At 69.9% G+C, this 20874-nt stretch carries 21 protein-coding genes; 9 read left to right on the forward strand and 12 right to left on the reverse strand.

Going from position 1 to position 20874, the window contains the following annotated elements; genetic code table 11:
• Window positions 1-3: 3 nt before the first annotated feature.
• The 6 genes from EIZ44_RS32745 to EIZ44_RS46190 form a co-directional block, all read right to left on the reverse strand.
• Window positions 4-741 (reverse strand): sirohydrochlorin chelatase, encoded by a 738-nt coding sequence (locus tag EIZ44_RS32745; RefSeq protein WP_134732998.1) that lies wholly within the window; start codon window positions 739-741, stop codon window positions 4-6.
• A complete protein-coding gene (locus EIZ44_RS32750) occupies window positions 738-2000 on the reverse strand; it encodes a sulfate adenylyltransferase subunit 1 (protein WP_134663020.1) in 1263 nt (420 codons plus the stop codon). The genes EIZ44_RS32745 and EIZ44_RS32750 overlap by 4 nt, the downstream gene beginning before the upstream one ends.
• Window positions 2000-2920, reverse strand: coding sequence for a sulfate adenylyltransferase subunit CysD (gene cysD / locus EIZ44_RS32755; protein WP_037813676.1), 921 nt, complete (start codon window positions 2918-2920; stop codon window positions 2000-2002). The genes EIZ44_RS32750 and cysD overlap by 1 nt, the downstream gene beginning before the upstream one ends.
• Before the next feature lie 10 nt (window positions 2921-2930).
• Window positions 2931-3626: a phosphoadenylyl-sulfate reductase gene (locus EIZ44_RS32760; protein ID WP_134733000.1), complete on the reverse strand. Its 696-nt coding sequence runs from the start codon at window positions 3624-3626 to the stop codon at window positions 2931-2933.
• The gene (locus tag EIZ44_RS32765; protein WP_134733002.1) at window positions 3623-5323 is read right to left on the reverse strand and encodes a nitrite/sulfite reductase; all 1701 of its coding nucleotides are present in this window, start codon (window positions 5321-5323) and stop codon (window positions 3623-3625) included. Before EIZ44_RS32765 ends, EIZ44_RS32760 begins: the two co-directional genes overlap by 4 nt.
• A 106-nt stretch (window positions 5324-5429) precedes the next feature.
• Window positions 5430-5852: a putative leader peptide gene (locus EIZ44_RS46190; RefSeq protein ID WP_369127029.1), complete on the reverse strand. Its 423-nt coding sequence runs from the start codon at window positions 5850-5852 to the stop codon at window positions 5430-5432.
• Between EIZ44_RS46190 and hemW the strand changes: the two genes are divergently transcribed.
• Together hemW and EIZ44_RS32775 are read left to right on the forward strand one after the other, a co-directional pair.
• Entirely contained in the window at window positions 5785-6993 is a 1209-nt protein-coding gene (hemW, locus tag EIZ44_RS32770; RefSeq protein WP_240691478.1) for a radical SAM family heme chaperone HemW, read from the forward strand. The two genes, EIZ44_RS46190 and hemW, sit on opposite strands and share 68 nt — an antisense overlap.
• Before the next feature lie 70 nt (window positions 6994-7063).
• Window positions 7064-7984 (forward strand): NADP-dependent oxidoreductase, encoded by a 921-nt coding sequence (locus EIZ44_RS32775; RefSeq protein ID WP_134733006.1) that lies wholly within the window; start codon window positions 7064-7066, stop codon window positions 7982-7984.
• On the opposite strand, the gene EIZ44_RS32780 is transcribed toward EIZ44_RS32775, so the two are convergent.
• The gene (locus EIZ44_RS32780; RefSeq protein WP_107051056.1) at window positions 7974-8681 is read right to left on the reverse strand and encodes a TetR/AcrR family transcriptional regulator; all 708 of its coding nucleotides are present in this window, start codon (window positions 8679-8681) and stop codon (window positions 7974-7976) included. The two genes, EIZ44_RS32775 and EIZ44_RS32780, sit on opposite strands and share 11 nt — an antisense overlap.
• Before the next feature lie 96 nt (window positions 8682-8777).
• On the opposite strand from EIZ44_RS32780, the gene EIZ44_RS32785 reads away from it, so the two are divergent.
• From EIZ44_RS32785 to EIZ44_RS32800, 4 genes are read left to right on the forward strand one after another with little or no spacing between them, the layout of a single operon-like run.
• Entirely contained in the window at window positions 8778-9185 is a 408-nt protein-coding gene (locus EIZ44_RS32785) for an SgcJ/EcaC family oxidoreductase (RefSeq protein ID WP_134733008.1), read from the forward strand.
• On the forward strand, window positions 9173-9532 hold the full coding sequence (locus tag EIZ44_RS32790; protein ID WP_238605184.1) for a hypothetical protein: 360 nt from the start codon (window positions 9173-9175) through the stop codon (window positions 9530-9532). The genes EIZ44_RS32785 and EIZ44_RS32790 overlap by 13 nt, the downstream gene beginning before the upstream one ends.
• 57 nt (window positions 9533-9589) lie before the next feature.
• On the forward strand, window positions 9590-10408 hold the full coding sequence (locus tag EIZ44_RS32795) for a siderophore-interacting protein (RefSeq protein WP_134733010.1): 819 nt from the start codon (window positions 9590-9592) through the stop codon (window positions 10406-10408).
• A gap of 10 nt (window positions 10409-10418) precedes the next feature.
• On the forward strand, window positions 10419-11651 hold the full coding sequence (locus EIZ44_RS32800) for a serine hydrolase domain-containing protein (protein WP_134733012.1): 1233 nt from the start codon (window positions 10419-10421) through the stop codon (window positions 11649-11651).
• Here EIZ44_RS32800 and EIZ44_RS32805 read toward each other — a convergent pair whose 3' ends face one another.
• Genes EIZ44_RS32805 through EIZ44_RS32820 form a run of 4 tightly spaced genes read right to left on the reverse strand, consistent with a single transcriptional unit; the run spans window position 11652 to window position 16383 of the window.
• Entirely contained in the window at window positions 11652-12650 is a 999-nt protein-coding gene (locus tag EIZ44_RS32805; RefSeq protein ID WP_043837380.1) for a TIGR03842 family LLM class F420-dependent oxidoreductase, read from the reverse strand.
• A 10-nt stretch (window positions 12651-12660) separates the two neighbouring features.
• A complete protein-coding gene (hydA, locus tag EIZ44_RS32810) occupies window positions 12661-14043 on the reverse strand; it encodes a dihydropyrimidinase (protein WP_134663015.1) in 1383 nt (460 codons plus the stop codon).
• A complete protein-coding gene (locus tag EIZ44_RS32815) occupies window positions 14043-14885 on the reverse strand; it encodes a nitrilase-related carbon-nitrogen hydrolase (protein WP_134733014.1) in 843 nt (280 codons plus the stop codon). Before EIZ44_RS32815 ends, hydA begins: the two co-directional genes overlap by 1 nt.
• Entirely contained in the window at window positions 14878-16383 is a 1506-nt protein-coding gene (locus EIZ44_RS32820) for an NCS1 family nucleobase:cation symporter-1 (RefSeq protein WP_134733016.1), read from the reverse strand. The genes EIZ44_RS32815 and EIZ44_RS32820 overlap by 8 nt, the downstream gene beginning before the upstream one ends.
• A 241-nt stretch (window positions 16384-16624) precedes the next feature.
• Here EIZ44_RS32820 and EIZ44_RS32825 point away from each other — a divergent pair, with 241 nt between their 5' ends.
• The 3 genes from EIZ44_RS32825 to EIZ44_RS32835 all read left to right on the forward strand — a co-directional run bounded on the left by EIZ44_RS32825 (window position 16625) and on the right by EIZ44_RS32835 (window position 19991).
• Entirely contained in the window at window positions 16625-17296 is a 672-nt protein-coding gene (locus EIZ44_RS32825; RefSeq protein WP_043837387.1) for a response regulator, read from the forward strand.
• Window positions 17293-18345: a HAMP domain-containing sensor histidine kinase gene (locus EIZ44_RS32830; protein ID WP_134733018.1), complete on the forward strand. Its 1053-nt coding sequence runs from the start codon at window positions 17293-17295 to the stop codon at window positions 18343-18345. Before EIZ44_RS32825 ends, EIZ44_RS32830 begins: the two co-directional genes overlap by 4 nt.
• A 158-nt stretch (window positions 18346-18503) precedes the next feature.
• Window positions 18504-19991 carry a DUF4153 domain-containing protein gene (locus EIZ44_RS32835; protein WP_134733020.1) on the forward strand — a complete coding sequence of 496 codons (1488 nt, stop codon included), beginning with the start codon at window positions 18504-18506 and terminating at the stop codon, window positions 19989-19991.
• 4 nt (window positions 19992-19995) lie between these two features.
• On the opposite strand, the gene EIZ44_RS32840 is transcribed toward EIZ44_RS32835, so the two are convergent.
• Window positions 19996-20859, reverse strand: coding sequence for a hypothetical protein (locus tag EIZ44_RS32840; protein WP_240691479.1), 864 nt, complete (start codon window positions 20857-20859; stop codon window positions 19996-19998).
• Window positions 20860-20874 lie beyond the last annotated feature (15 nt).

Genomic DNA, 20874 nt, shown 5'->3' on the forward strand with positions numbered 1-20874 from the left:
AGGTCAGGCGGCGGTGCGCAGCAGACCGGAAATCGCGGCGGCGTACCGGCCGATCACCACGTCCGCCACGCGCGGGTCGTCCGCGAGCGGCTCGGCGATGAACGCGCCCGGGTCGGCCTCGCGGGCCAGCGCCGCGATCCGGTCCGGCAGCAGGCCGGGGGCCAGGAACCACGACGCCACCACGAGATGCCGCGCGCCGCGGTCGCGCAGCCGGGCCGCGGCGGCCGGGATGTCCGGCTGGGTCGCGCTGGCGAACGCCTCGCTGACCGGCAGGCCGAGCCGCTTTTCCCAGCGTGCGGCCACTCCGGCGACGACCGCGTTGGCCTCGGGGTTCGAGGAGCCGACCGCGCTCAGCAGCACCCCGGTTCCGCCGCGGCGGCGGGCTCCGGCGAGCCGGTCGAGGGCGACGGCTTCGAGAGCCGGGTCGGCGCCGAGCACGTCCGACACCCGGATCCGGAACCCGGGGCAGTCCGCGGTCACCTCGTCGACCAGCGCGGGCATGTCGACCCGGGCGTGAAAAGCGCTGCCCAGCAACAACGGCACGACGACCGCGGAGCGGTGCCCCTGTGCGTAAAGCCCGCGGAGCACGTCGGTGACCCGCGGCTCCGACAGGTCGAGGAACGACTCGTGCACGTCCAGCCCCGGCGCCTGCGCACGGACGACGTCGACCAGCGCCCGCACCGTCGCGGCGGAGCGGGGATCGCGACTGCCGTGCGCGACGGCGACCAGGGGCGGCGTCACGAGAACCGCTCGCCGACGAGACCGGCGGCGAGCGTGTCGCCGTCCTTCGGGTCGATCACCAGGAACGCGCCGGTGCGCGGGCTCACGCCGTAGTCGTCCACCGGCAGCGGCTCGGCCAGCTGCAGGCTGACGCTGCCGATGTCGTTGAGCTCCAGGCTTGCCGGAGAGTCCACACTGGACAGGGTCTGCTCGTCGAACCGGGCGTGCAACTCGGTGGCGAGCCCCTGCACGGTCCGGGCGCCGTGCTTGATCAGCACCCGCGCGCCGGTCTTGAGCGGCTTCGACGACAGCCAGCACAGCGTGCCGGTGATCTCGTCCGTGACCTCCGGCGACGCGTCGGCCGCAGCGATCAGGTCGCCGCGGCTGATGTCGATGTCGTCGGAGAGCAGCAGGGTCACCGAGGTGCCGGCGCCTGCTTCTTCCAACGGCCCGTCCGCGGTGTCGATCCGCTCGACGCGGCTGCGGATCCCTTGCGGCTGCACGACGATCTCGTCGCCCGGACGCACCGTTCCGGCGGCGATCTGACCGGCGTAGCCGCGGTAGTCCGGATACTCGGCGGTGCGCGGGCGGATCACGTACTGCACCGGGAACCGCAGCGCCGAATCGTGCGGATCCGGTGCCACCGGCACGTTTTCGAGGTGCTCCAGCAGCGACGGGCCGTCGTACCACGGGGTCCGCTCGGACCGGGTCGCGACATTGTCGCCGACCAGCGCGGAAACCGGGATGGCGACGACGGACGCCGAGTCGTAGCCGAGGGATTCCGCGTGCGCGGTGAACTCCTTGGCGATGACGCTGAAGGTGTTCTCGTCGTAGTCGACGAGGTCGATCTTGTTCACCGCCAGCACCAGTTGCGGCACGCCGAGCAGCGCGAGCACGGCCGCGTGCCGCCGGGTCTGCTCGACCACGCCGTTGCGCGCGTCGACCAGCAGCACCGCGAGCTGCGCGGTGGACGCGCCGGTGACCGTGTTGCGCGTGTACTGCACGTGCCCCGGGGTGTCGGCGAGCACGAACGACCGCTTCGGCGTCGCGAAGTACCGGTACGCGACGTCGATCGTGATGCCCTGCTCGCGCTCCGAGCGCAGGCCGTCGACGAGCAGCGACAGGTCCGGAGTGGACAGTCCTTTGTCGACAGACGCGCGGGTGACCGCGTCGAGCTGGTCGGCGAGGACGGACTTGGTGTCGTACAGCAGCCGTCCGACCAGCGTGGACTTGCCGTCGTCCACGCTGCCCGCGGTGGCCAGCCTCAGCAGGCTCGACATCAGAAGTAGCCCTCCCGTTTGCGGTCTTCCATGGCCGCTTCGGACATCCGGTCGTCGGCGCGGGTGGCGCCGCGTTCGGTGAGCCGCGAAGCCTGGACCTCGGCGATCACTTCCTCCACAGTGGACGCCGTGGATTCGATCGCGCCGGTGCACGAACCGTCGCCGACGGTCCGGTAGCGCACGCTCAGCTCGCGCACGTCCTCGCCGGGACGCGGCCCGCCCCACGGGCCCTCGCTGAGCCACATGCCGTCGCGCTGGTAGACCGCGCGCTGGTGGGCGTAGTAAATCGAGGGCAGCTCGACCTTTTCCCGCGCGATGTAGTTCCACACGTCGGCCTCGGTCCAGTTGGACAGCGGGAACACGCGGACCTGCTCGCCGGGACGGTGCCGCCCGTTGTAGAGGTTCCACAGCTCGGGCCGCTGCCGGCGCGGCTCCCACTGGCCGAAAGCGTTGCGCAGGCTGAAGATCCGCTCCTTCGCCCGCGCCCGCTCCTCGTCGCGGCGGCCGCCGCCGAACACTGCGTCGAACTTGTTCTCCGCGATGGTCTCGAGCAGCGGCGTGGTCTGCAGCGGGTTGCGCAGGCCGTCGGCGCGTTCCTCGAGCCGTCCGTCGTCGATCCAGTCCTGGACCTTCGCGACGACCAGGCGCAGGCCGTGCTTTTCGACGACGCGGTCGCGGAACTCCAGGACCTCGTCGAAGTTGTGTCCGGTGTCCACGTGCAGCAGCGGGAACGGCACCGGCGCGGGCCAGAAGGCCTTGATCGCCAGGTGCAGCATCAGCGTCGAGTCCTTGCCGCCGGAGAACAGGATCACCGGCCGGTCGAACTCGCCCGCGACCTCGCGGAAGATGTGGATGGCCTCGGACTCAAGGGCGGCCAGGTTGTCGACGGCCGCGTCGGCCGCCGGTTCCAAAGTCGTCATGCGTCCTCTCTCAGCCGTGCAATCCGCACTCGGTCTTCGACTGCCCGGCCCACCGGCCGCTGCGCGGATCCTGGCCCGGCTCGACCTTCGCCGTGCAGGGCGCGCAGCCGATCGACAGGTAGCCGATCGACACCAGCGGGTTCTCCAGGATGCCGTTCTCGTGCAGATAGCCGTTGAACTCGTCGTCGGTCCACGCCGCGATCGGGTTGATCTTCACCAGGCCGTTGCGCTCGTCCCAGGTGACGATCGGCGTGTTCGCGCGGGTCGGCGCGTCCACCCGGCGCACGCCGGTGACCCACGCCGAGTACTTGCCGAGCGTCTGCCGCAGCGGCACGACCTTGCGCAGGAAACAGCACTGCCCGGGGTCGCGTTCGTGCAGTTTCGGCCCGTACTCCGCGTCCTGTTCGGCGACGCTCTGCTCGGCCTGCGCGTTGACGATCCGCACGTCCGGGTACACCGTCTGCACCGCGTCGCGCACCCCGAGGGTTTCGGCGAAGTGGTAGCCGGTCTCCAGGAACAGCACGTCCACCGCGGGCTTGACCTTCGTGGCGAGGTCGATCAGGACCGCGTCCTGCATGTTCGACGCCACGATGAAGTCGTCGCCGAAGGTGTCGGCCGTCCAGCGCAGCGCCTCCTCGGCGGTCGCGTCGGCCAGTTCCTTCCCGGCGCGCTCGGCCAGCGCCCGGTAGTCAGCCACCGCGGTCACTGCAGCACCCCTTCGTCCGCCCGCAGCACCCACTGCGGGAAGCGTTCGCCCGGTTCGCGGCCCGCGACGTACGCGCGCACCACGCGTTCCACGTACTCGACCAGTTCGCCCGCGGTGACCTTGTGGCCGCGCAGCTTCCGGCCGAACCCGGCGTCGGCGCCGAGCCCGCCGCCGAGGTGCACCTGGAAGCCCTCGACCTGGTTGCCGTCGGCGTCGGTGACGATCTGGCCCTTGAGCCCGATGTCCGCGGTCTGCACGCGGGCGCAGGAGTTGGGGCAGCCGTTGAGGTGCACCGTCACCGGCGTTTCGAGCTGCGCGTTGATGTCGGCGAGCGACTTCTCCAGGTCCGCGACCAGCTGCTGCGCGCGCACCTTCGTCTCGACGATCGCGAGCTTGCAGAACTCCAGCCCGGTGCACGCCATCACGCTGCGCCGCCACGGCGACGGCTTGGCCTGCAGGCCCAGCTCGGCCAGTTCCGCTTGCAGCGCCGGGACTTCCGCCTCCGGCACGTCGAGCACGACCAGCTTCTGCAGCGGGGTCAGCCGCACCCGGCGCGACCCGGCGCGCTCGGCCGCGTCGGCGACCGCGACCAGCGTGCTGCCCGACACCCGGCCGGCGATCGGCGCGGCGCCGAGGTAGAACTTGCCGTCCTTCTGCTTGTGCACGCCGACGTGGTCGACCGGGACGGCCGGGTTCTGCACCGCCGGTCCGTCGATCAGCTTCCGCTTCAGGTACTGCGTTTCGAGAACTTCCCGGAATTTCTCCGGACCCCAGTCCTTGACCAGGAACTTCAGCCGCGCCCGCGAACGGAGCCGCCGGTAGCCGTAGTCGCGGAAGATGGAGACGACGCCTTCCCAGACGTCGGCCGCCTCGTCCAGCGGGACCCACACGCCGAGCCGCTGGGCGAGCATCGGGTTCGTGGACAGCCCGCCGCCGACCCACAGGTCGAGGCCGGGGCCGTGCTCGGGGTGGTCGACGCCGACGAAGGAGATGTCGTTGATCTCGTGCACGATGTCCGGCAGCCCGGAGATCGCGGTCTTGAACTTCCGCGGCAGGTTCGAAAACCGCGGGTCGCCGATGTAGCGGCGGCGGATCTCCTCGAGCGCGGGCGAGGCGTCGAGCACCTCGTCCTCGGCGATCCCGGCGACCGGCGAACCGAGCATGCCGCGCGGGCTGTCGCCGCAGGCCTCGGTGGTGGTCAGGCCGACCGACTCGAGCCGCGACCAGATCGCGGGCACGTCCTCGATCCCGATCCAGTGGTACTGGATGTTCTGCCGGTCGGTGATGTCCGCGGTGTCGCGCGCGTGCTTCTGCGACAGCTCGCCGAGCACCCGCAGCTGCTCGGTGGTGAGCGCGCCGCCGTCGGTGCGGACGCGCATCATCAGGTACTTGTCTTCCAGCTCCTCCGGCTCCAGCTGCGCGGTGCGGCCGCCGTCGATGCCGGGCTTGCGCTGGGTGTAGAGGCCGAACCAGCGGAACCGGCCGCGCAGGTCGCCCGGGTCGATCGCGTCGAAGCCCCGGTGCGCGTAGATGTTCTCGATCCGCGCGCGGACGTTGAGCGGGTTGTCGTCCTTCTTCGACTGCTCGTTCGGGTTCAGCGGCTCCCGGTAGCCGAGCGCCCACTGGCCCTCGCCGCGCTTCTGGCGCGTCCGAGGCGTGCGGCCCTTCGCGGGCGTTTCACGCGGGGGTGCGGACATGGAGATCCTCCGGGCGGGGTTGTCGAGGCGGCTCCGCCGCGGCGTCGGCGCGGGCGGCAGCGGGCCGGTGGTCCAGGTGGTGGGCTGGGCAGGCTTGGCGCGGGAGTCAGCGAACAGGCCGGCAGAGCGCGCTCGCGACCCGGAGAAGGTCGACGTGGCGGCGCGCCACGAGAAGGACACCGGCAGGACTCACCGGCTCAGATTGCCACGCGGGCCGAACGTCGTCCAAGGGCGTCCGGATCGTGGGAGAAGGCTCACTCCAGCGGTGCGAAACCGTCCCGGATGTGCATGGGGCGGGCGATCTGCCAGGTCTTTCCCGTCTTTCGGACTCTTGGTGAGACGGTATCGGCGGCTTGGCGGCGGAGCGCGCGCCCGGCGTTGCATCGTTCGGCGGCCGAACTTTCCGCCGGGTGGCGCAGGGGCGCGCGGCGACCCGGGCGCGGCGGGGGAGAATGGACGTCGTGCCTGTTGCCGACACCCACCGTCCTTCCGCCGGACTGCCCGAGACCGCGCTCGCGGGCCTCGGCACCCGTCCGTTCGGCGTGTACGTCCACGTGCCGTTCTGCGCGACCCGCTGCGGTTACTGCGACTTCAACACCTACACCGCGGGCGAACTCGGCTCCGCCGCCTCGCCGCGGTCGTGGCTGGACGCGCTGCGCCGCGAGCTGGAGCTCGGTGCGGAAATCCTCGGCAACGCACCGCAGGCCGAAACGGTGTTCGTCGGCGGCGGGACCCCGTCCATGCTCGGCGCGGACGGGCTGGCCGAGGTGCTCGACGGCGTCCGGTCGGTGTTCGGGCTCGCGCCGGGCGCGGAGGTGACGACCGAATCGAACCCGGAGTCCACTTCGCCCGAGTTCTTCGCGGGCATCCGTGACGCGGGTTACACCCGGGTTTCGCTGGGCATGCAGTCCGCCGCCCGGCACGTGCTGAAGGTGCTCGACCGCGTGCACACGCCCGGCCGTCCGGTCGACGCCGCGCGCGAGGCCCGGGCCGCCGGGTTCGAGCACGTGAATCTCGACCTTATTTACGGCACGCCGGGGGAGCGCGTCGAAGACCTGCGCGCGTCGCTCGACGCGGTGCTTTCGGCGGGCGTCGACCACGTGTCGGCGTACGCGCTCATCGTGGAGGACGGCACGGCGCTGGCCCGCCGGGTGCGGCGCGGCGAACTGCCCGCACCGGACGACGACACGCTGGCCAGCTACTACGAGATGATCGACTCCGTCCTCGCCGGTGCGGGCCTGACCTGGTACGAGGTGTCGAACTGGGCGACCGGCGAGGCGGCGCGGTGCCGCCACAACCTCGGCTACTGGCAGGGCGGCGACTGGTGGGGCGCCGGGCCGGGCGCGCACAGCCACGTCGGCGGCGTGCGGTGGTGGAACGTCAAGCATCCCGCCAAGTACTCCAGCCTCCTCGCGCAGGGACAGAGCCCGGAAGCCGATCGCGAGGTGCTCACCCCGGAGGACCAGCACCTGGAGCGGATCATGCTGGAGCTTCGGATCTCCGACGGGCTGGCGCTGTCCGCGCTCGACGAGGCCGGAGTGAAGGAGGCCCGCGCGGCCGCCGCGGAGGGCTTGCTCGAACAGTCCGATTTGGACAGTCGGGGCCGCGCGGTGCTCACGGATCGCGGCCGCCTGCTCGCGGATGCCGTGGTCCGGAGGCTCGCCGGCTGAATTTCCGCCCGCCGGGCATAAATTCGTCCGATCGTTTGTTGGACTAACCATACGAGCGAGGGAGACGCGTATGCCGCAGGCGGTCAGATACGGCGAACACGGCGGGATCGAAGTGCTGCAGCTGGCCGAAGTGCCCCGGCCGGAGCCGGAATCCGGGCAGGTGCTCGTGCGGGTCCGGGCCGCGGGGATCAATCCGGGGGAAACGAAGATCCGGGTGGGTGCGCTGGCCGAGCGCTGGCCGTCCACCTTCCCGTCCGGGCAGGGCAGCGACCTGGCCGGAGTGGTGGCCGAACTGGGCCCGGACGTCGAAGAAATCCAGGTGGGGGACGAGGTCGTCGGCTTCGTGCACACCCGCTCCAGCCACGCCGAGTACGTGCTCGTCCCGGCGGAGCATCTCGTCCCGAAGCCGGACGGGCTGTCGTGGGAGGTCGCGGGCGGCTTGTTCGTGGCCGGAACGACCGCGTACGCCGCGGTCGGCGCGGTGTGCCCGCGCGAGGGCGAGACGATCGTCGTGTCCGGAGCCGCCGGAGGGGTCGGCTCGCTCGCCGTGCAACTGGCGAAGCTCACCGGCGCGACCGTCATCGGCATTGCCGGCGAAGCGAACCACGAGTGGTTGCGCGAGCACGAGATCGTCCCGATCGCGTACGGCGAAGGGCTCGAAGAGCGGCTCCGCGAGCTGACTGGCGACCGGGTGGACGCGTTCATCGACACCTACGGCGACGGCTACGTCGAACTGGCCTTGCGGCTCGGCGTCTACCCCGGCCGGATCGACACGGTGGTCGACTTCGACGCCGCTGAGAAGTACCGGGTGAAGACCGAGGGCAACATCGCCGGTGCGAGCGCCGAGGTCATGCGCGACCTCGTTGCCTTGGCGGACAAGGGATTGCTCGAGGTCCCGATCGCCGCGACGTATCCGCTCGCGGAGGTCCAAGCCGCCTACCGGGAGCTGGAACAGGGACACGCGCGCGGAAAGATCGTGCTCACTTTCTGACCATCGCCGCCAGCCCGGCCACGAACGCCTCCAAGGCGAATTCGAGCCGGGCCTGGCTGGTGTCCGCGGTGAAGAATTCCCCGGCCTGCAACAGGTTCGGGAACGCGCTCGCGGGCAGCGACCGCATGTAGTCGGCCATCTGCCGCTCGCGTTCGCTCATTTTCTCCGGGTCGTAATCGCCGAACGTCCAGCCGCTCGCTTCGTAGGCGAATGCCTTGGTGTACGTGCTCAACGCGTCGCCGGCGAACACCGCCTGCCGCAGATCCAGGCCGCCCGCGCGCAGCAGCTGAAGCATGATCTCGCCCTGCCGCAACGAATTCGGCGTCACCGGGATCGGCGTCTGCCACGCGACCTTCGCGATGCCCGGATACGCCATCATCGCCCGGATCTGGTGCCGCACCTGCTCTTTGACCTGTTCGGTCCACCGCTGCGGATCCGGTTCCGGGCACGGCACCTCGCTCAGCGCCGCGTCGAGCATCAGCTCGTCCAGTTCCTCTTTGTTGGCCACGTACGCGTAAAGCGACGCGGGCCCGGTCTCCAGCTGCTGCGCGACCCGGCGCATCGAGACGGCGTCGATGCCCTCGGCGGCGAGGATTTCGAGCGCGGTTTTCACGATCAGTTCCTGCGACAGCATCTGCTTCGCGGCGCGCCGGCGCGGGCTCGGCGTCCGGCGCCAGGGCGGGGGCGGTGCGGTCATTCCCGAAGCCTAGACGACCTCCGCGCTTGACGCGAACGGTGTTCGTGAGTACAACTGGACCTCGTACGCGAACGACGTTCGTTAAGGAGTATCAGCATGTCGCAGCGCGAAGAAGTCCTGTCCGTCCTCGCCCGCCTCGCCGACGCGTGGAACAGCGGCGACGCCACCGCCTACGGGAACCTGTTCACCGAAGACGCCGATTACGTGACGTTCTTCGGGTTCCGGTCCGAGGGCCGCCAGGCGATCGCGGACTCGCACCGGGAGCTGTTCCAAGGGCCGCTGAAAGGCTCGAAGCTCACCGGGTTCGGCGAACCGCGGGTGCGTTTCCTGCGGGACGACGTCGCGGTCATCGTGACCGGCGGCGGTTCGTCGCTGACCGGAGGCGACGACCCGGCGGCGGAAGGCCGTGAAAGCACGCTGACCTACGTCCTGGTGCGGGACGACGACGGGTGGCGGATCACCGCGTTCCAGAACACCCGGGTGTCGAAGCCGTGGGAAGCGTGAGAACGATCGTCGAGGTCTCCGGAGTCGTCTCGGCCGCGCCCGCGGAGGTGTTCGCGCGGCTGGAAAAGCGGTTGACCGCGGCGGACCGCTCGATGAAGCTGGAAGCGGATCGCGATCGCCGGTTCCTGGCCGCGCAAGGCGGCTGGTGGTACCGCGGCGAGTACGAGGTCGCCGACGACCCGGCCGGAGCCCGCGTCACGCACCGCGTCCGCAACGCCGCGACCGGGCAGTGGTGGGCGGTGCTGCTGGCGAACCGGTTCTTCGCCGGGTATCGGGGCCGGGTCAGGGCGGGCTTCCGGGCGACGCTCGCCGGACTCGGGGACGGCGGCACTGGGCGGAACGGGTGAAGGCGCGTACCGTGGGAGCCGCGACTTAGGTAAACCTTACTGAAACAGGGGTGTTCGATGGCCGAAGGTCCGGCGCGCAAGGGGAGGACCGCGGTGCGGCTGGAGGTGCTGCGCAAGGAGCACCTCACGCCGCACATGATCCGGATCGTGGCCGGCGGCGAGGGGCTCAAGGATTTCCGCCCGAACGAGTTCACCGACGCGTACGTGAAGGTGATCTTCAAGGTGGCCGGGGTGGAGTATCCGGAGCCGTTCGACCTGAACCGGATCCGCGAAGAACTGCCGCGCGAGCACGCTCCGCGGCTGCGCACGTACACCGTCCGCTCGTACGACGAGGCCGCGGGCGAACTGGTGCTCGACTTCGTCGTGCACGGCGACGAGGGACTCGCCGGGCCGTGGGCGCAGCGCGCACAGCCGGGCGACGAGCTGCTGCTGGCCGGTCCGGGCGGGGCGTACGCGCCGCACGCCGACGCCGGCTGGCACCTGCTGGTGGGCGACGAATCGGCGGTGCCCGCCATCGCCGCCGCGCTGGAGGCGCTGCCGGCGGGGGCGCGGGCGCACGTGTTCCTGCTCGTGGCGGACAAATCGGAGCACCAGCCGCTCGCGACCAAGGCCGACGCGCAGGTCACGTGGCTGCACCGCTCGGCGTCCGACGATCTGGTCGCCGCGGTGAAGGCGCTGCCGTGGCCGGACGAGGACGTGCACGCGTTCGTCCACGGCGAGGCCGGCTTCGTGCGGGAGCTGCGGCGGTACCTGTTCGACGAGCGTGGCGTCGCGCGGGACGCGGTGTCGCTGTCCGGATACTGGCGCGAGGGCAAGAACGACGAGGCCTGGCGCGAGGAAAAGGCGGCGGAGCGGAAAGCGGCCAGTCCGGCGTAAGGTCGCCGCCATGGCGACCGAGGTGAAGGTGGAGGCCGATCCGGCCGACGCGCGTTTCGACGGGGCACGACTGCAGCGGATCGACCGGCATTTCGCCCGGTACGTCGACGACGGCTTGCTGCCGGGCTTCCTCGCGGTGGTGAGCAGGCACGGCCGGATCGTGCACGTCGCGTCGCACGGCTCGCGTGACGTCGAGGCCGGCGTCCCCGTCGAGACCGACACGATCTGGCGGATCTTCTCGATGACGAAGCCGGTCACCTCGGTGGCGGCGATGACGTTCGTCGAGGAGGGCCTGATCGACCTCACCGACCCGATTTCCCGGTGGCTGCCCGAATTCGCCGAGCCGCGGGTGTACGCGAAAGGTTCGGCGCTGGCTCCGGTCACCGAGCCGGCGACCGAACCGATCCGGCTGTGGCACCTGCTTTCGCACACCGCGGGCCTCACCTACGGCTTCCACCACACGCACCCGGTCGACGCGGTCTACCGGGCAGGCGGGTACGAATGGGGCACGCCGCCCGGGCTGGACCTGGCGGAATGCACCAAGGCGTGGGCGCGGTTCCCGCTCGTGTTCCAGCCGGGCGCGGAATGGAACTACTCGGTGGCGAGCGACGTCCTCGGCCGCTTGGTCGAGGTGCTCGCGGGGAAGCCGCTCGACGAGGTGTTCGCCGAGCGGATCTTCGGCCCGCTGGGCATGGAAGACACCGGATTCTGGACTTCGGACACCGACCGGCTGGCGGCGTTGTACCTGCCCGCGCCGGGGACGAAGAAGCTGGTCCGCAACGACGCCTTCGGCGCGGTGGGCACGTCGCGTCCGGCGTGCCTTTCGGGCGGCGGCGGCCTGGTCTCGACGGCAGCGGACTACCACCGGTTCACGCAGATGCTGCTGCGCCGCGGCGAACTCGACGGCGTGCGCGTGCTGAGCCCGCGCACGGTGGACCTGATGACGGCCAACCACCTGCCGGGGCATGTGGACCTGGAGGCGTACGGCCGCCCGCTGTTCGCGGAGATGCCTTTCGACGGGTACGGCTTCGGGCTGGGCTTCTCGGTCCTGATCGACTCGGTGAAGGCGAAAACCCTTGCCACGCCCGGCGAATACGCGTGGGGCGGCGCCGCGTCGACGGCGTTCTGGGTGGATCCGGACGAGGACCTGACGGTCGCGTTCTACACGCAGCTGCTGCCGTCGTCGACCCATCCGATCCGGCAGCAGCTGCGGCAGTTGGTGTACCAGGCGATGCTGGACTGATCAGGCGGTCAGCTTAGGGATCACCTGCGCCCCGTACGCGGCCATCGTCTCCTCCCGCTCGTCGTGCATCAGGTACAGCGCGAACTGGTCCACCCCCAGCTCCGCCAGTTCCTCCAGCCGCGCGATGTGCGCCGAGGCCGGGCCGAGCAGGCAGAACCGGTCGACGATCTCGTCCGGCACGAACGCGGTCGACGGGTTCCCGGCGCGGCCGTGGTGGGAGTAGTCGTAGCCTTCGCGCTCGCGGATGTAGTCGGTCAGCTCGTGCGGCACCGGGCCGGACGAGCCGTACCGGGCCACCAGGTCCGCGACGTGGTTGCCGACCATTCCGCCGAACCAGCGGAGCTGTTCCCGTTGGTGCGCCAGGTCTTCGCCGACGTACGCCGGGGCCGCGACGCAGATCGTGATCCCGCCCGGATCGCGCCCGGCCGCCCGGGCGGCGTCCCGGACCGCGCCGACGGTCCAGCGGGCGATGGCCGGGTCGGCGCATTGCAGGATGAAACCGTCCGCGTGTTCGCCGACGGTCCGCAACGCCTTCGGGCCGTACCCGGCCATCCACATTTCCAGCCGTCCGCCGCGAATCCACGGGATCCGGACCGCGGTGTCGTTCATCGTGACCTCGCGGCCCTCGGCGAGATCCTTCACCACGCGCATGCATTCCCGCACGGTGGCCAAAGTGGACGGCGGACGGCCGACCACCCGGTGCGCGGAGTCGCCGCGGCCGATGCCGCACACCGTGCGGTTGCCGAACATGTCGTTGAGCGTCGCGAAGGTCGACGCCATCACCGACCAGTCCCGCGTGCCCGGGCTGGTCACCATCGGGCCCACGACCAGCGCGGACGTCGCTTCGAGGATCCGCGAGTAGATCACGAACGGTTCCTGCCACAGCACGCACGAGTCGAACGTCCAGCCGTACCGGAACCCGGCGTCCTCGGCGGCCTTCATCATCCGCACGACCTCCGCCGCGGGCGGGTCGGTCTGCAGCACGATCCCGAAATCCATCAGGGGGCCCTCAATTCAGATACTGATTGAGTTCGCGGGACAAGAACTTTCCGTGTCCGGGGCTGCCGTGGAAACCATCCGGAGAGACCACGACACGACCGCGCGACAGGACAGTGTGGACCTTCCCGGTGAGCGAAAACCCTTCGTACGCCGAATAGTCCACGTTCATGTGATGGGTCGCCGCGGACAGCGTCTGCGGTGCGGAAGGGTCGTACACCACGATGTCCGCGTCCGAACCCGCCGCGATCACGCCCTTGCGCGGGTACAGCCCGAACATCCGCGCGGGCGTCGCCGAGCACGTCTCGACCCAGCGGCCCAGCGAGATCTCGCCCGCGACGACACCCTGGTGTAGCAGGTCCATCCGGTGTTCGACGCCCGGCATCCCGTTCGGGATCGCCCGGAAATCGCCGCGCCCCAGTTCTTTCTGGTCCTTGAAACAGAACGGGCAATGGTCCGTGGACACCACGGAGAGGTCGTTCGTGCGCAGCCCGCGCCACAGGTCCGCCTGGTGCGATTTCTCCCGCAGCGGCGGCGAAGCGACGAACTTGGCACCCTCGAAATCGGGTTTCGCCAGGTCCTCAATGGACAGATAGAGATACTGCGGACAGGTCTCGGCGAAGACGTTCTGGCCGTTGTCCCGCGCCTCGGCGACCGCGGCGAGCGCCTGTGCGGCCGACAAATGCACGATGTACAGCGGGGATCCGGTCACTTGGGCGAGCCGGATCGCTCGCGAGGTCGCCTCGCCTTCCAGTTCGGGCGGCCGGGTCAGGCCGTGCTGCACCGGGTCGGTGTGCCCGGCGGCGACCGCCTGCGCGGCCAGTTCGTCGATCGCGATGCCGTTTTCCGCGTGCATCATGATCGTCGCGCCGATCTCGCGCGCCTGCTGCATGGCGCGCAGGATTTCCCCGTCGGTGGAATAGAAAACGCCGGGGTAGGCCATGAACATCTTGAAACTGCCGACCCCGCCGTCGACGCACGCCCGCATTTCTTTGAGCGAGGAGTCGTTGACGTCCGACACGATCATGTGGAACCCGTAGTCGATCGCGCAGTTGCCGTCCGCTTTGGCATGCCATTTGTCCAGTGTGGACAGCAGGGACGTGCCTTTGGCCTGCACGGCGAAGTCGATGATCGTCGTGGTCCCGCCCCACGCGGCGGCGATGGTGCCGGTCTCGAAGGAATCGACCGAATGTGTGCCGCCGAACGGCATTTCCATGTGCGTGTGCGCGTCGATCCCGCCGGGCAGCACGTACTTGCCGGTCGCGTCGATCGTTTCGTCGCCGGTCAGCGTGCCGGGTGCGCCGACCGCCGCGATGGTTTCGCCGTCCACCAGCACGTCGGCGGCGACCGCGCCGGACGGCGAAACGACTTGCCCGCCTTGGATGAGGGTGGTCATCAGGCCTCCGCGAGCGGGCCGTAGCTGTCCGGGCGGCGGTCGCGGTAGAACTGCCACAGATCGCGGACCTCGGCGAGCCGCCCCATGTCGAGGTCGCGGACCACGATCTCCTCTTCGGTGTCCGAAGCCGCCTCGCCGACGAGCTGGCCGCGTGGGTCCACAAAGTACGATTGGCCGTAGAAGTCGTTGTCGCCCAGCGGTTCCACGCCGACCCGGTTGATCGTGCCCACGTAGTACTCGTTCGCCACCGCGGCCGCCGGCTGCTCCAGCCGCCACAGGTACTCCGACAGTCCGCGGCTCGTCGCCGACGGGTTGAACACGATCTGCGCCCCGGCCAGCCCGAGCGCGCGCCAGCCTTCGGGGAAGTGCCGTTCATAGCAGATGTACACGCCGATCCGGCCGACCGCGGTGTCGAAGACCGGGTAGCCGAGGTTGCCCGGCTTGAAGTAGAACTTCTCCCAGAAGCCCTTCACCTGCGGAATGTGGTTCTTGCGGTGCATTCCGAGGTATTTCCCGTCGGCGTCGATCACCGCCGCGGTGTTGTAGTAGACGCCCGGCTGTTCCTGTTCATACATCGGAACTACGAGCACCACGCCATGTCGTTCGGCGACCTCCTGCATGACCTTCGTGGTGGGGCCGTCCGGGATCGCTTCGGTGTAGGAATAGAAATCCGCGTCCTGCACCTGGCAGAAATACGGGCCGTAGAACAGTTCCTGCAAGCACACCACCTGTGCGCCTTGCGAAGCCGCCTTGCCGATGGCGTCGACCGCGTTCGCGATCATCGACTCCTTGTCGCCTGTCCACCGCTGCTGGATCAAGCCGGCTCGGACCGTGTCAGACACTGGTTTCCTCCTCGTTCCGGTGCGCGTTCAAAGGAAGGCTGAACAGGATGTAGGCGACGAAGGCGCCGACAAATCCCATTGCCCAGTTGTAGTCGTACAAAGGTTTCAGGAACGGAATGAGCCCGTCCGCCGGGAACGGACCGCCGTAGGCGCCGCCGACCGCGAGCACCGCGCCGATCAGCGTCGCGACGAGCGCGCGCCAGTGCCAGCCCGCGGTGAACCAGTACTGCCCGCTCGGCAGGTACAGGTCGGCCAGCTTCAACCGGGTCCGCTTGACCACCCAGTACCCGGCGACGAGCACCCCGGCGACCGCGCCGAGCAGACCGCCGTAGAAGCCGAGCCAGGCGAAAATGTAGATGTCCGGGTCGGAGTACAGCCGCCACGGCTGGATCAGGACGCCGATCACGCCGGTGATCAGGCCGCCGAGCGCGAAGGTGATCCGCTTCGGGAAGGCGTTGGAGAAATCGTAGGACGGGCTGACGACGTTCGCCGCCAGGTTGGCCGAAATCGTCGCCAGCACCAGCGCGACCAGCGCGACGACCACCACGACCGGGCTGGAGAACTTGTCCGCCAGCTGCGCCGGGTCCCAGATGTCCTGCCCGTAGAGCACGTGCCCGCCGGACGTGGTGAGGATGGCGACGATCGCGATGAACGTCATCGTCGTCGGCAGCCCGAGGATCTGGCCGCGCATCTGCTTGCGCTGGCTTCCGCCGAAGCGGGTGAAGTCCGGCATGTTCAGCGACAGCGTCGACCAGAACGCGATCATCGCCATCAGCGACGGCGCGAACACCTTCCAGAATCCCGGCCCCCAGCCGAGCTTCCCGCTGTCGTGCAGGATCGGGCCGAGCCCGCCCGCCTTCACCAGCACGTAGCCGAGCAGGATCAGGAACCCGACCGACACCAGCGGCGCGGTCCAGTTCTCGAACTTGCGGACCGCCTCCATGCCGCGCCAGATGATCAGCATCTGCAGCAGCCAGAACACCGCGAACGACAGCCACATCGTCCAGTGCTGCCCGGCGATCACCGCCGAATCGCGCCAGCCGGACCCGGCGAGCCGCCCGACGATCACGTAGATCGCCTCGCCGCCCACCCAGGTCTGGATGCCGAACCAGCCGCAGGCGATGAACGCGCGCAGCAACGCGGCGAGATTCGCGCCGCGCAGGCCGTAGAACGCGCGGGCGAACACCGGGAACGGGATGCCGTATTTGGTGCCGGCGTGGCTGTTGAGCAGCATCGGCGCGAGCACGATCAGGTTGCCGATGGTGATCGTGATCAGCGCCTGCAGCCAGTTCATGCCGAGCGCGATGAGCGACGCGGCCAGTGCGTACGAGGGGATGTTGTGCGCCATCCCCATCCAGAGCGCGAAATAGTTGTAGGTCGTCCAGGTCCGCTTCTCGACCAGGACCGGGGCCAGTTCGTCGTTGAAGAACCGGCTGCCTCGCAGCGCCCGCACGTCGCCGAGGTCCACCCGGCTGTGCTCACGTGTCGTCGGCTCCATTGCGGAATCCTGCGCGCCGGGCGGGGGCCGGGGGCAGAGACAGACTGTTCACTGTTCGGCCGCCCTTGGCGCAGTCTGTCGATTGCGCCGAACCGCGCCGGGATGCATGACGTACGTCACAACCCGCTCGTGACGTCCGGGCAAAACGGCGGAAACATCTCCACCGGATCTCCACATCTCACCCGGATGGCCTCCACGGGGATTGCTTAAAGTCGGCGGCATGGACAACGGGGGAAGACGGGTGCTGGTCGTCGAGGACGACCTCACCATCGCCGCGTCGATCGATGCCCGGCTGAGCGCGGAAGGGTTCTCCGTGACGGTCGCGCACGACGGCCCCGCGGCGGTCGACGCCGAGGCGGCGACTAGTCCCGACCTGGTGGTTCTCGACGTGATGCTGCCCGGTTTCGACGGTCTCGAGGTGTGCCGCCGGATCCAGGCGCGCCGTCCGGTGCCGGTGCTCATGCTCACCGCGCGCGCCGACGAGACCGACCTGCTGGTGGGGCTCGGCGTCGGCGCGGACGACTACCTCACGAAGCCGTTCTCGATGCGCGTGCTGTCCGCGCGGATCCAGGCGCTGCTGCGGCGGGTGGAGCGGTCCTCGGCGGCGGCGGAGGAACGGATCGTGCTGGGGGATCTGGAGATCGACATCGCGGAACGGCGGGTTCGCCGAGGGGGCGAACCCGCCCAGCTGACGCCGATCGAATTCGACCTCCTGGTGCATTTCGCGCGCCGTCCGCGCGCGGTGCAGCCGAGGGAACGGCTGCTGAGCGAGGTGTGGGACTGGGACGTGCACGCGACCGGAGCCGGCACCCGGGCGGTGGACAGCCACATCAAGGCGCTGCGGAGGAAGCTCGGGGCCGACCTGATCCGGACGGTGCACGGGGTCGGGTACGCGCTGGAGGTTCCCGCGTGAAGCCGTTCGTCGCGAAGGCCGTCGATTTCCTGCCGAGACCGCTGGACCGGATCCGGTCGATCAAGCTGAAACTGGCGATCCTGATGGTCGCGTCCGGCGGGATCGCGTTCGCGTTCTTCCGCTACCAGATCGGCTGGCTGCCGCCGCGGACGACGGTGACCGCGGTGGTGATCGCGCTGCTGACGTCGCAGATCCTGGCGCACGGCATGACCAGGCCGCTGCGCGAGATGACGGCGGCCGCGCGGGCGATGGCGAAGGGCGATTACACCCGCCGGATCCGCGCCACCGCCCGCGACGAGGTCGGCTCGCTGGCCGCGGCGTTCAACCAGATGGCCGCCGACCTGTCCACCGCGGACCGGCAGCGCCGCGAACTGGTCGCGAACGTGTCGCACGAACTCCGGACGCCGATCACCGCGCTGAACGCCGTGCTGGAGAACCTCGTGGACGGCGTCGCTTCGCCGGATCCCGCGACGCTCCGCACGGCGTTGCACCAGACCGAACGCCTGGGGCGGCTGGTCACCGAACTGCTGGACCTGTCGCAGATCGACGCCGGAACGCTGCCGCTGGACCGTTCGCAGGTCGATCTCGAAGACCTGCTCGCCGAGGTCGCCGCGGAGGCGGAAGCCATGGCCGCGGCGGCAGGCCGGGGCGTCCGGTTCGCGATCTCGGTGACCCCGTCCGGCGCGACGGTGCCCGCCGACCGGGAACGGATCTACCAGGTGGTGCTGAACCTGCTGGAGAACGCCGCGCGGCACGGCCCGGCCGGGGGAGAGGTGGCGGTGCTGGCGCGGGTCGAGCCCGGGGAGGCGCGGATCGAGGTGCACGACCAGGGGCCGGGGATTCCGGAAGCCGACCGGGAACGGGTGTTCGAACGGTTCACCCGGGGAGAACGCGCTGGCGGCGGCGGGACCGGGCTGGGCTTGGCGATCGCGCGGTGGGTGGTGGAACTGCACGGGGGGACCGTCGCGGTGGTCGATCCGGTGCCTAGCGGAGGTCTTGCTGCTGGCGGCGGGCCCGGATGCCGGATCCGGGTGACCCTGCCCGCTTGAGCTGCTGGCCGCGCTCCCGCTGAGGTGAGTGAGGGTTCCCCGCACGGAATCTGATTCCCGCAGGGTTCCCCTCACGTACCGCCGAGGCGCGTGTATCGGCAGGTGAGAATCCGCGCCCGCCGTACCCACTGTGATTTGCTATCGCGAAGAGAGGTTCCATGTCCGAGCAGGTCCAGAATCACCCCGCGCATGCCGTTCCGCCGTGGGTGGTGCGCATCGTCCGGCAGCCGGGGCCGAGGCCGTTGTTCGAGCGGGCCGAAGTCGCGGTGCCCGTTGGAGCGAAGGTGGCCGCGCTGGCGGTCGCGGTCGTGGCGGCGGTCGTCGTGCCGGTGGACCGGCCTGGGATCGGCTGGGTCCTGGCGTTGCTGGTCGCGGCCGTGGTGCTCTTGGCGTGCGCGCGGCTGTCCGGGACAGGAGAAGGAAAAGCGAGGCGTTGGGGGCAGGCCGGTTGGGCACTGCTGGCGATCGCGCTGCTCGCGGTGGGAGCCCTGCGCGCGGCCGAATGGTTGTTCGTCTTGTGCGGGCTCGCGGCGGCAGTCGCGGCGTCGCTTGCCGTCGTGGGGAAGCGGACTGTGCACGGCACGACGTACGACGTGCTCGCCGTCCCGCTCGAAGCGTTCCGCGCGGTGCCGTGGCTGCTGCGCCGGAGTCCCCGGTCCGGGCGGCGACAGGGGCGGGCCCTCGGCGCGGTTCTGCTGTCCGGGCTGGTCCTGGTGGTGTTCTTGCCGTTGCTGATCACCTCGGACCCTCGCTTCGCGGAGTTCGTCGGCGGCCTCGTCCCGGAGGTGCGTCCCGGCTCGGCCGTCCAAGCCGCGCTGGTGTTCGGAGTGGGTTTCGCGGCGATGGCAGCGGTCTTCCTGATCTCCGCGGATCCCTTGCCCACTAGGGAAAACCGGACGACCACGGTCGGCGACCGGCTGTCGTGGACGTCCTTGCTGGGCACCTTGTCGGTGCTGTTCACCGCATACGTCGGCGTGCAAGCGACCGCCCTTTTCGGTGGCACGGACTACGTCCTCCGCACCGACGGCCTCACCTCGGCGGACTACGCACGCGGCGGTTTCTGGCAACTCTGCGCCTGCACCGTGCTAACCCTCGGCATCGTCGCCGCGGCCCTGCGCTGGGCCCCGAAAGCCACCCGCGCCGACCGGACGGTGCTGCGGGCACTGCTCGGCGCGCTGACCGTGCTGAGCCTGGTCGTGGTGCTGTCCGCGTTGAGTCGCATGTGGACCTACCAGCAGGCCTACGGATTCACCGTGCTGCGGCTGCTGGTGGAGGTGTGCGAGATCTGGCTGGGCGTGGTGTTCGTCCTGATCGGGGCGACGCTGGGCACGCTCCGCGCGGGCTGGCTGCCCCGCGCGGCGATCGCGACTGCTGCCGTGGCGCTGCTGGGATTGGCCGCGGCGAACCCGGAAGCGGCGATCACGACCGCCAACCTGGACCGGGCGGCGCAGGGCAAGCCGCTCGACCTCCACTACCTGCGCCAGTTCTCCGCCGACGTGGCCCCGGTCGTGGCGGAACGCCGTCCCGACGCGGCGTGCCTGCTGCGCCCGATCGCCCGTGCGCTGCCCGACGATTCTTGGCCTGCCTGGAACCTGAGCCGTTCCCAGGCCCGGGAGATCCTCCGGGCCCAGGCCCCGTGCGAATGACGGGTCAGCTCCGGGGCACAATCAGCCGCCAGTCGACCAAGGGGTTCTCGTCGGGGTTTTCGGCGTCCGGCAGGTGCTCGGAGCGGCGCACCGCGCAGCGATGGCGCACCAGGTCGCGGCGCTCCACCGGGGTCAGGTCCGCGTCTCCGAACGGGCTTTCCCCGTCGATGTCCGCGTTCGCGTCGACGTTGAACCGGTAGGCGTCCGCGGTCAGGTAGTCGCGGCGGAAATCGGTCTTCCACTGCGAATTGCGCCCCCAGCCGAGCGATCCGTCGCTGGTCGGCCGATGGCGGCGGAGGAACGAATCCTCCAGCGCCGACCGGTCCGCGATCCCCGCTGTCGCGTGCCTTTCCCCGGCCCGCACGACGACCCCGGCCCGGCCGAACAGCAGTTCGCCGAGCATGAGGCACGGCCACTGTTCGCCGGTGAGCTCGATGGGCTCGTCCGGATCATCGCTCTGGTCGACGGCCGCGATCTCGTGGAAAAACGGATCGAACCGGGCGACTTCCACCCGTCGCATGCCCAGCGCGGAGAAAAAGCCGACGTACTCGTCCGCGGTGACGCGCACTTCGTGGTCGGGCAGGTGCAATCGGTGCGCCCACGGCGTTGTGGTTCCGTCCGGGAGGCCGGACTGGAAGCCCAGCAGCAGGAGGTCGCTGATCCGGTGGAGCGCATACGCTTGCTCGAGCAGATCGCCCCAGACGTATTCCGTCCGCTGCCATTCTCCGCAGACCGCCAGCGGAGCCAGCATCTCGCGCGCGTCGGCGGCATGCTCGCCGAGCCACGGGGACAGCACGTCGGAGAACACTGCCGAGCCGGTGTATTCGTGCACCGCGAAGTACAGCTCGCGCAGGGTCGTCGGGGTCATCACGACGACGCAGCC

This window comes from Amycolatopsis nivea (genome assembly GCF_004522235.1).
Classification (GTDB): Bacteria; Actinomycetota; Actinomycetes; order Mycobacteriales; family Pseudonocardiaceae; genus Amycolatopsis; species Amycolatopsis nivea.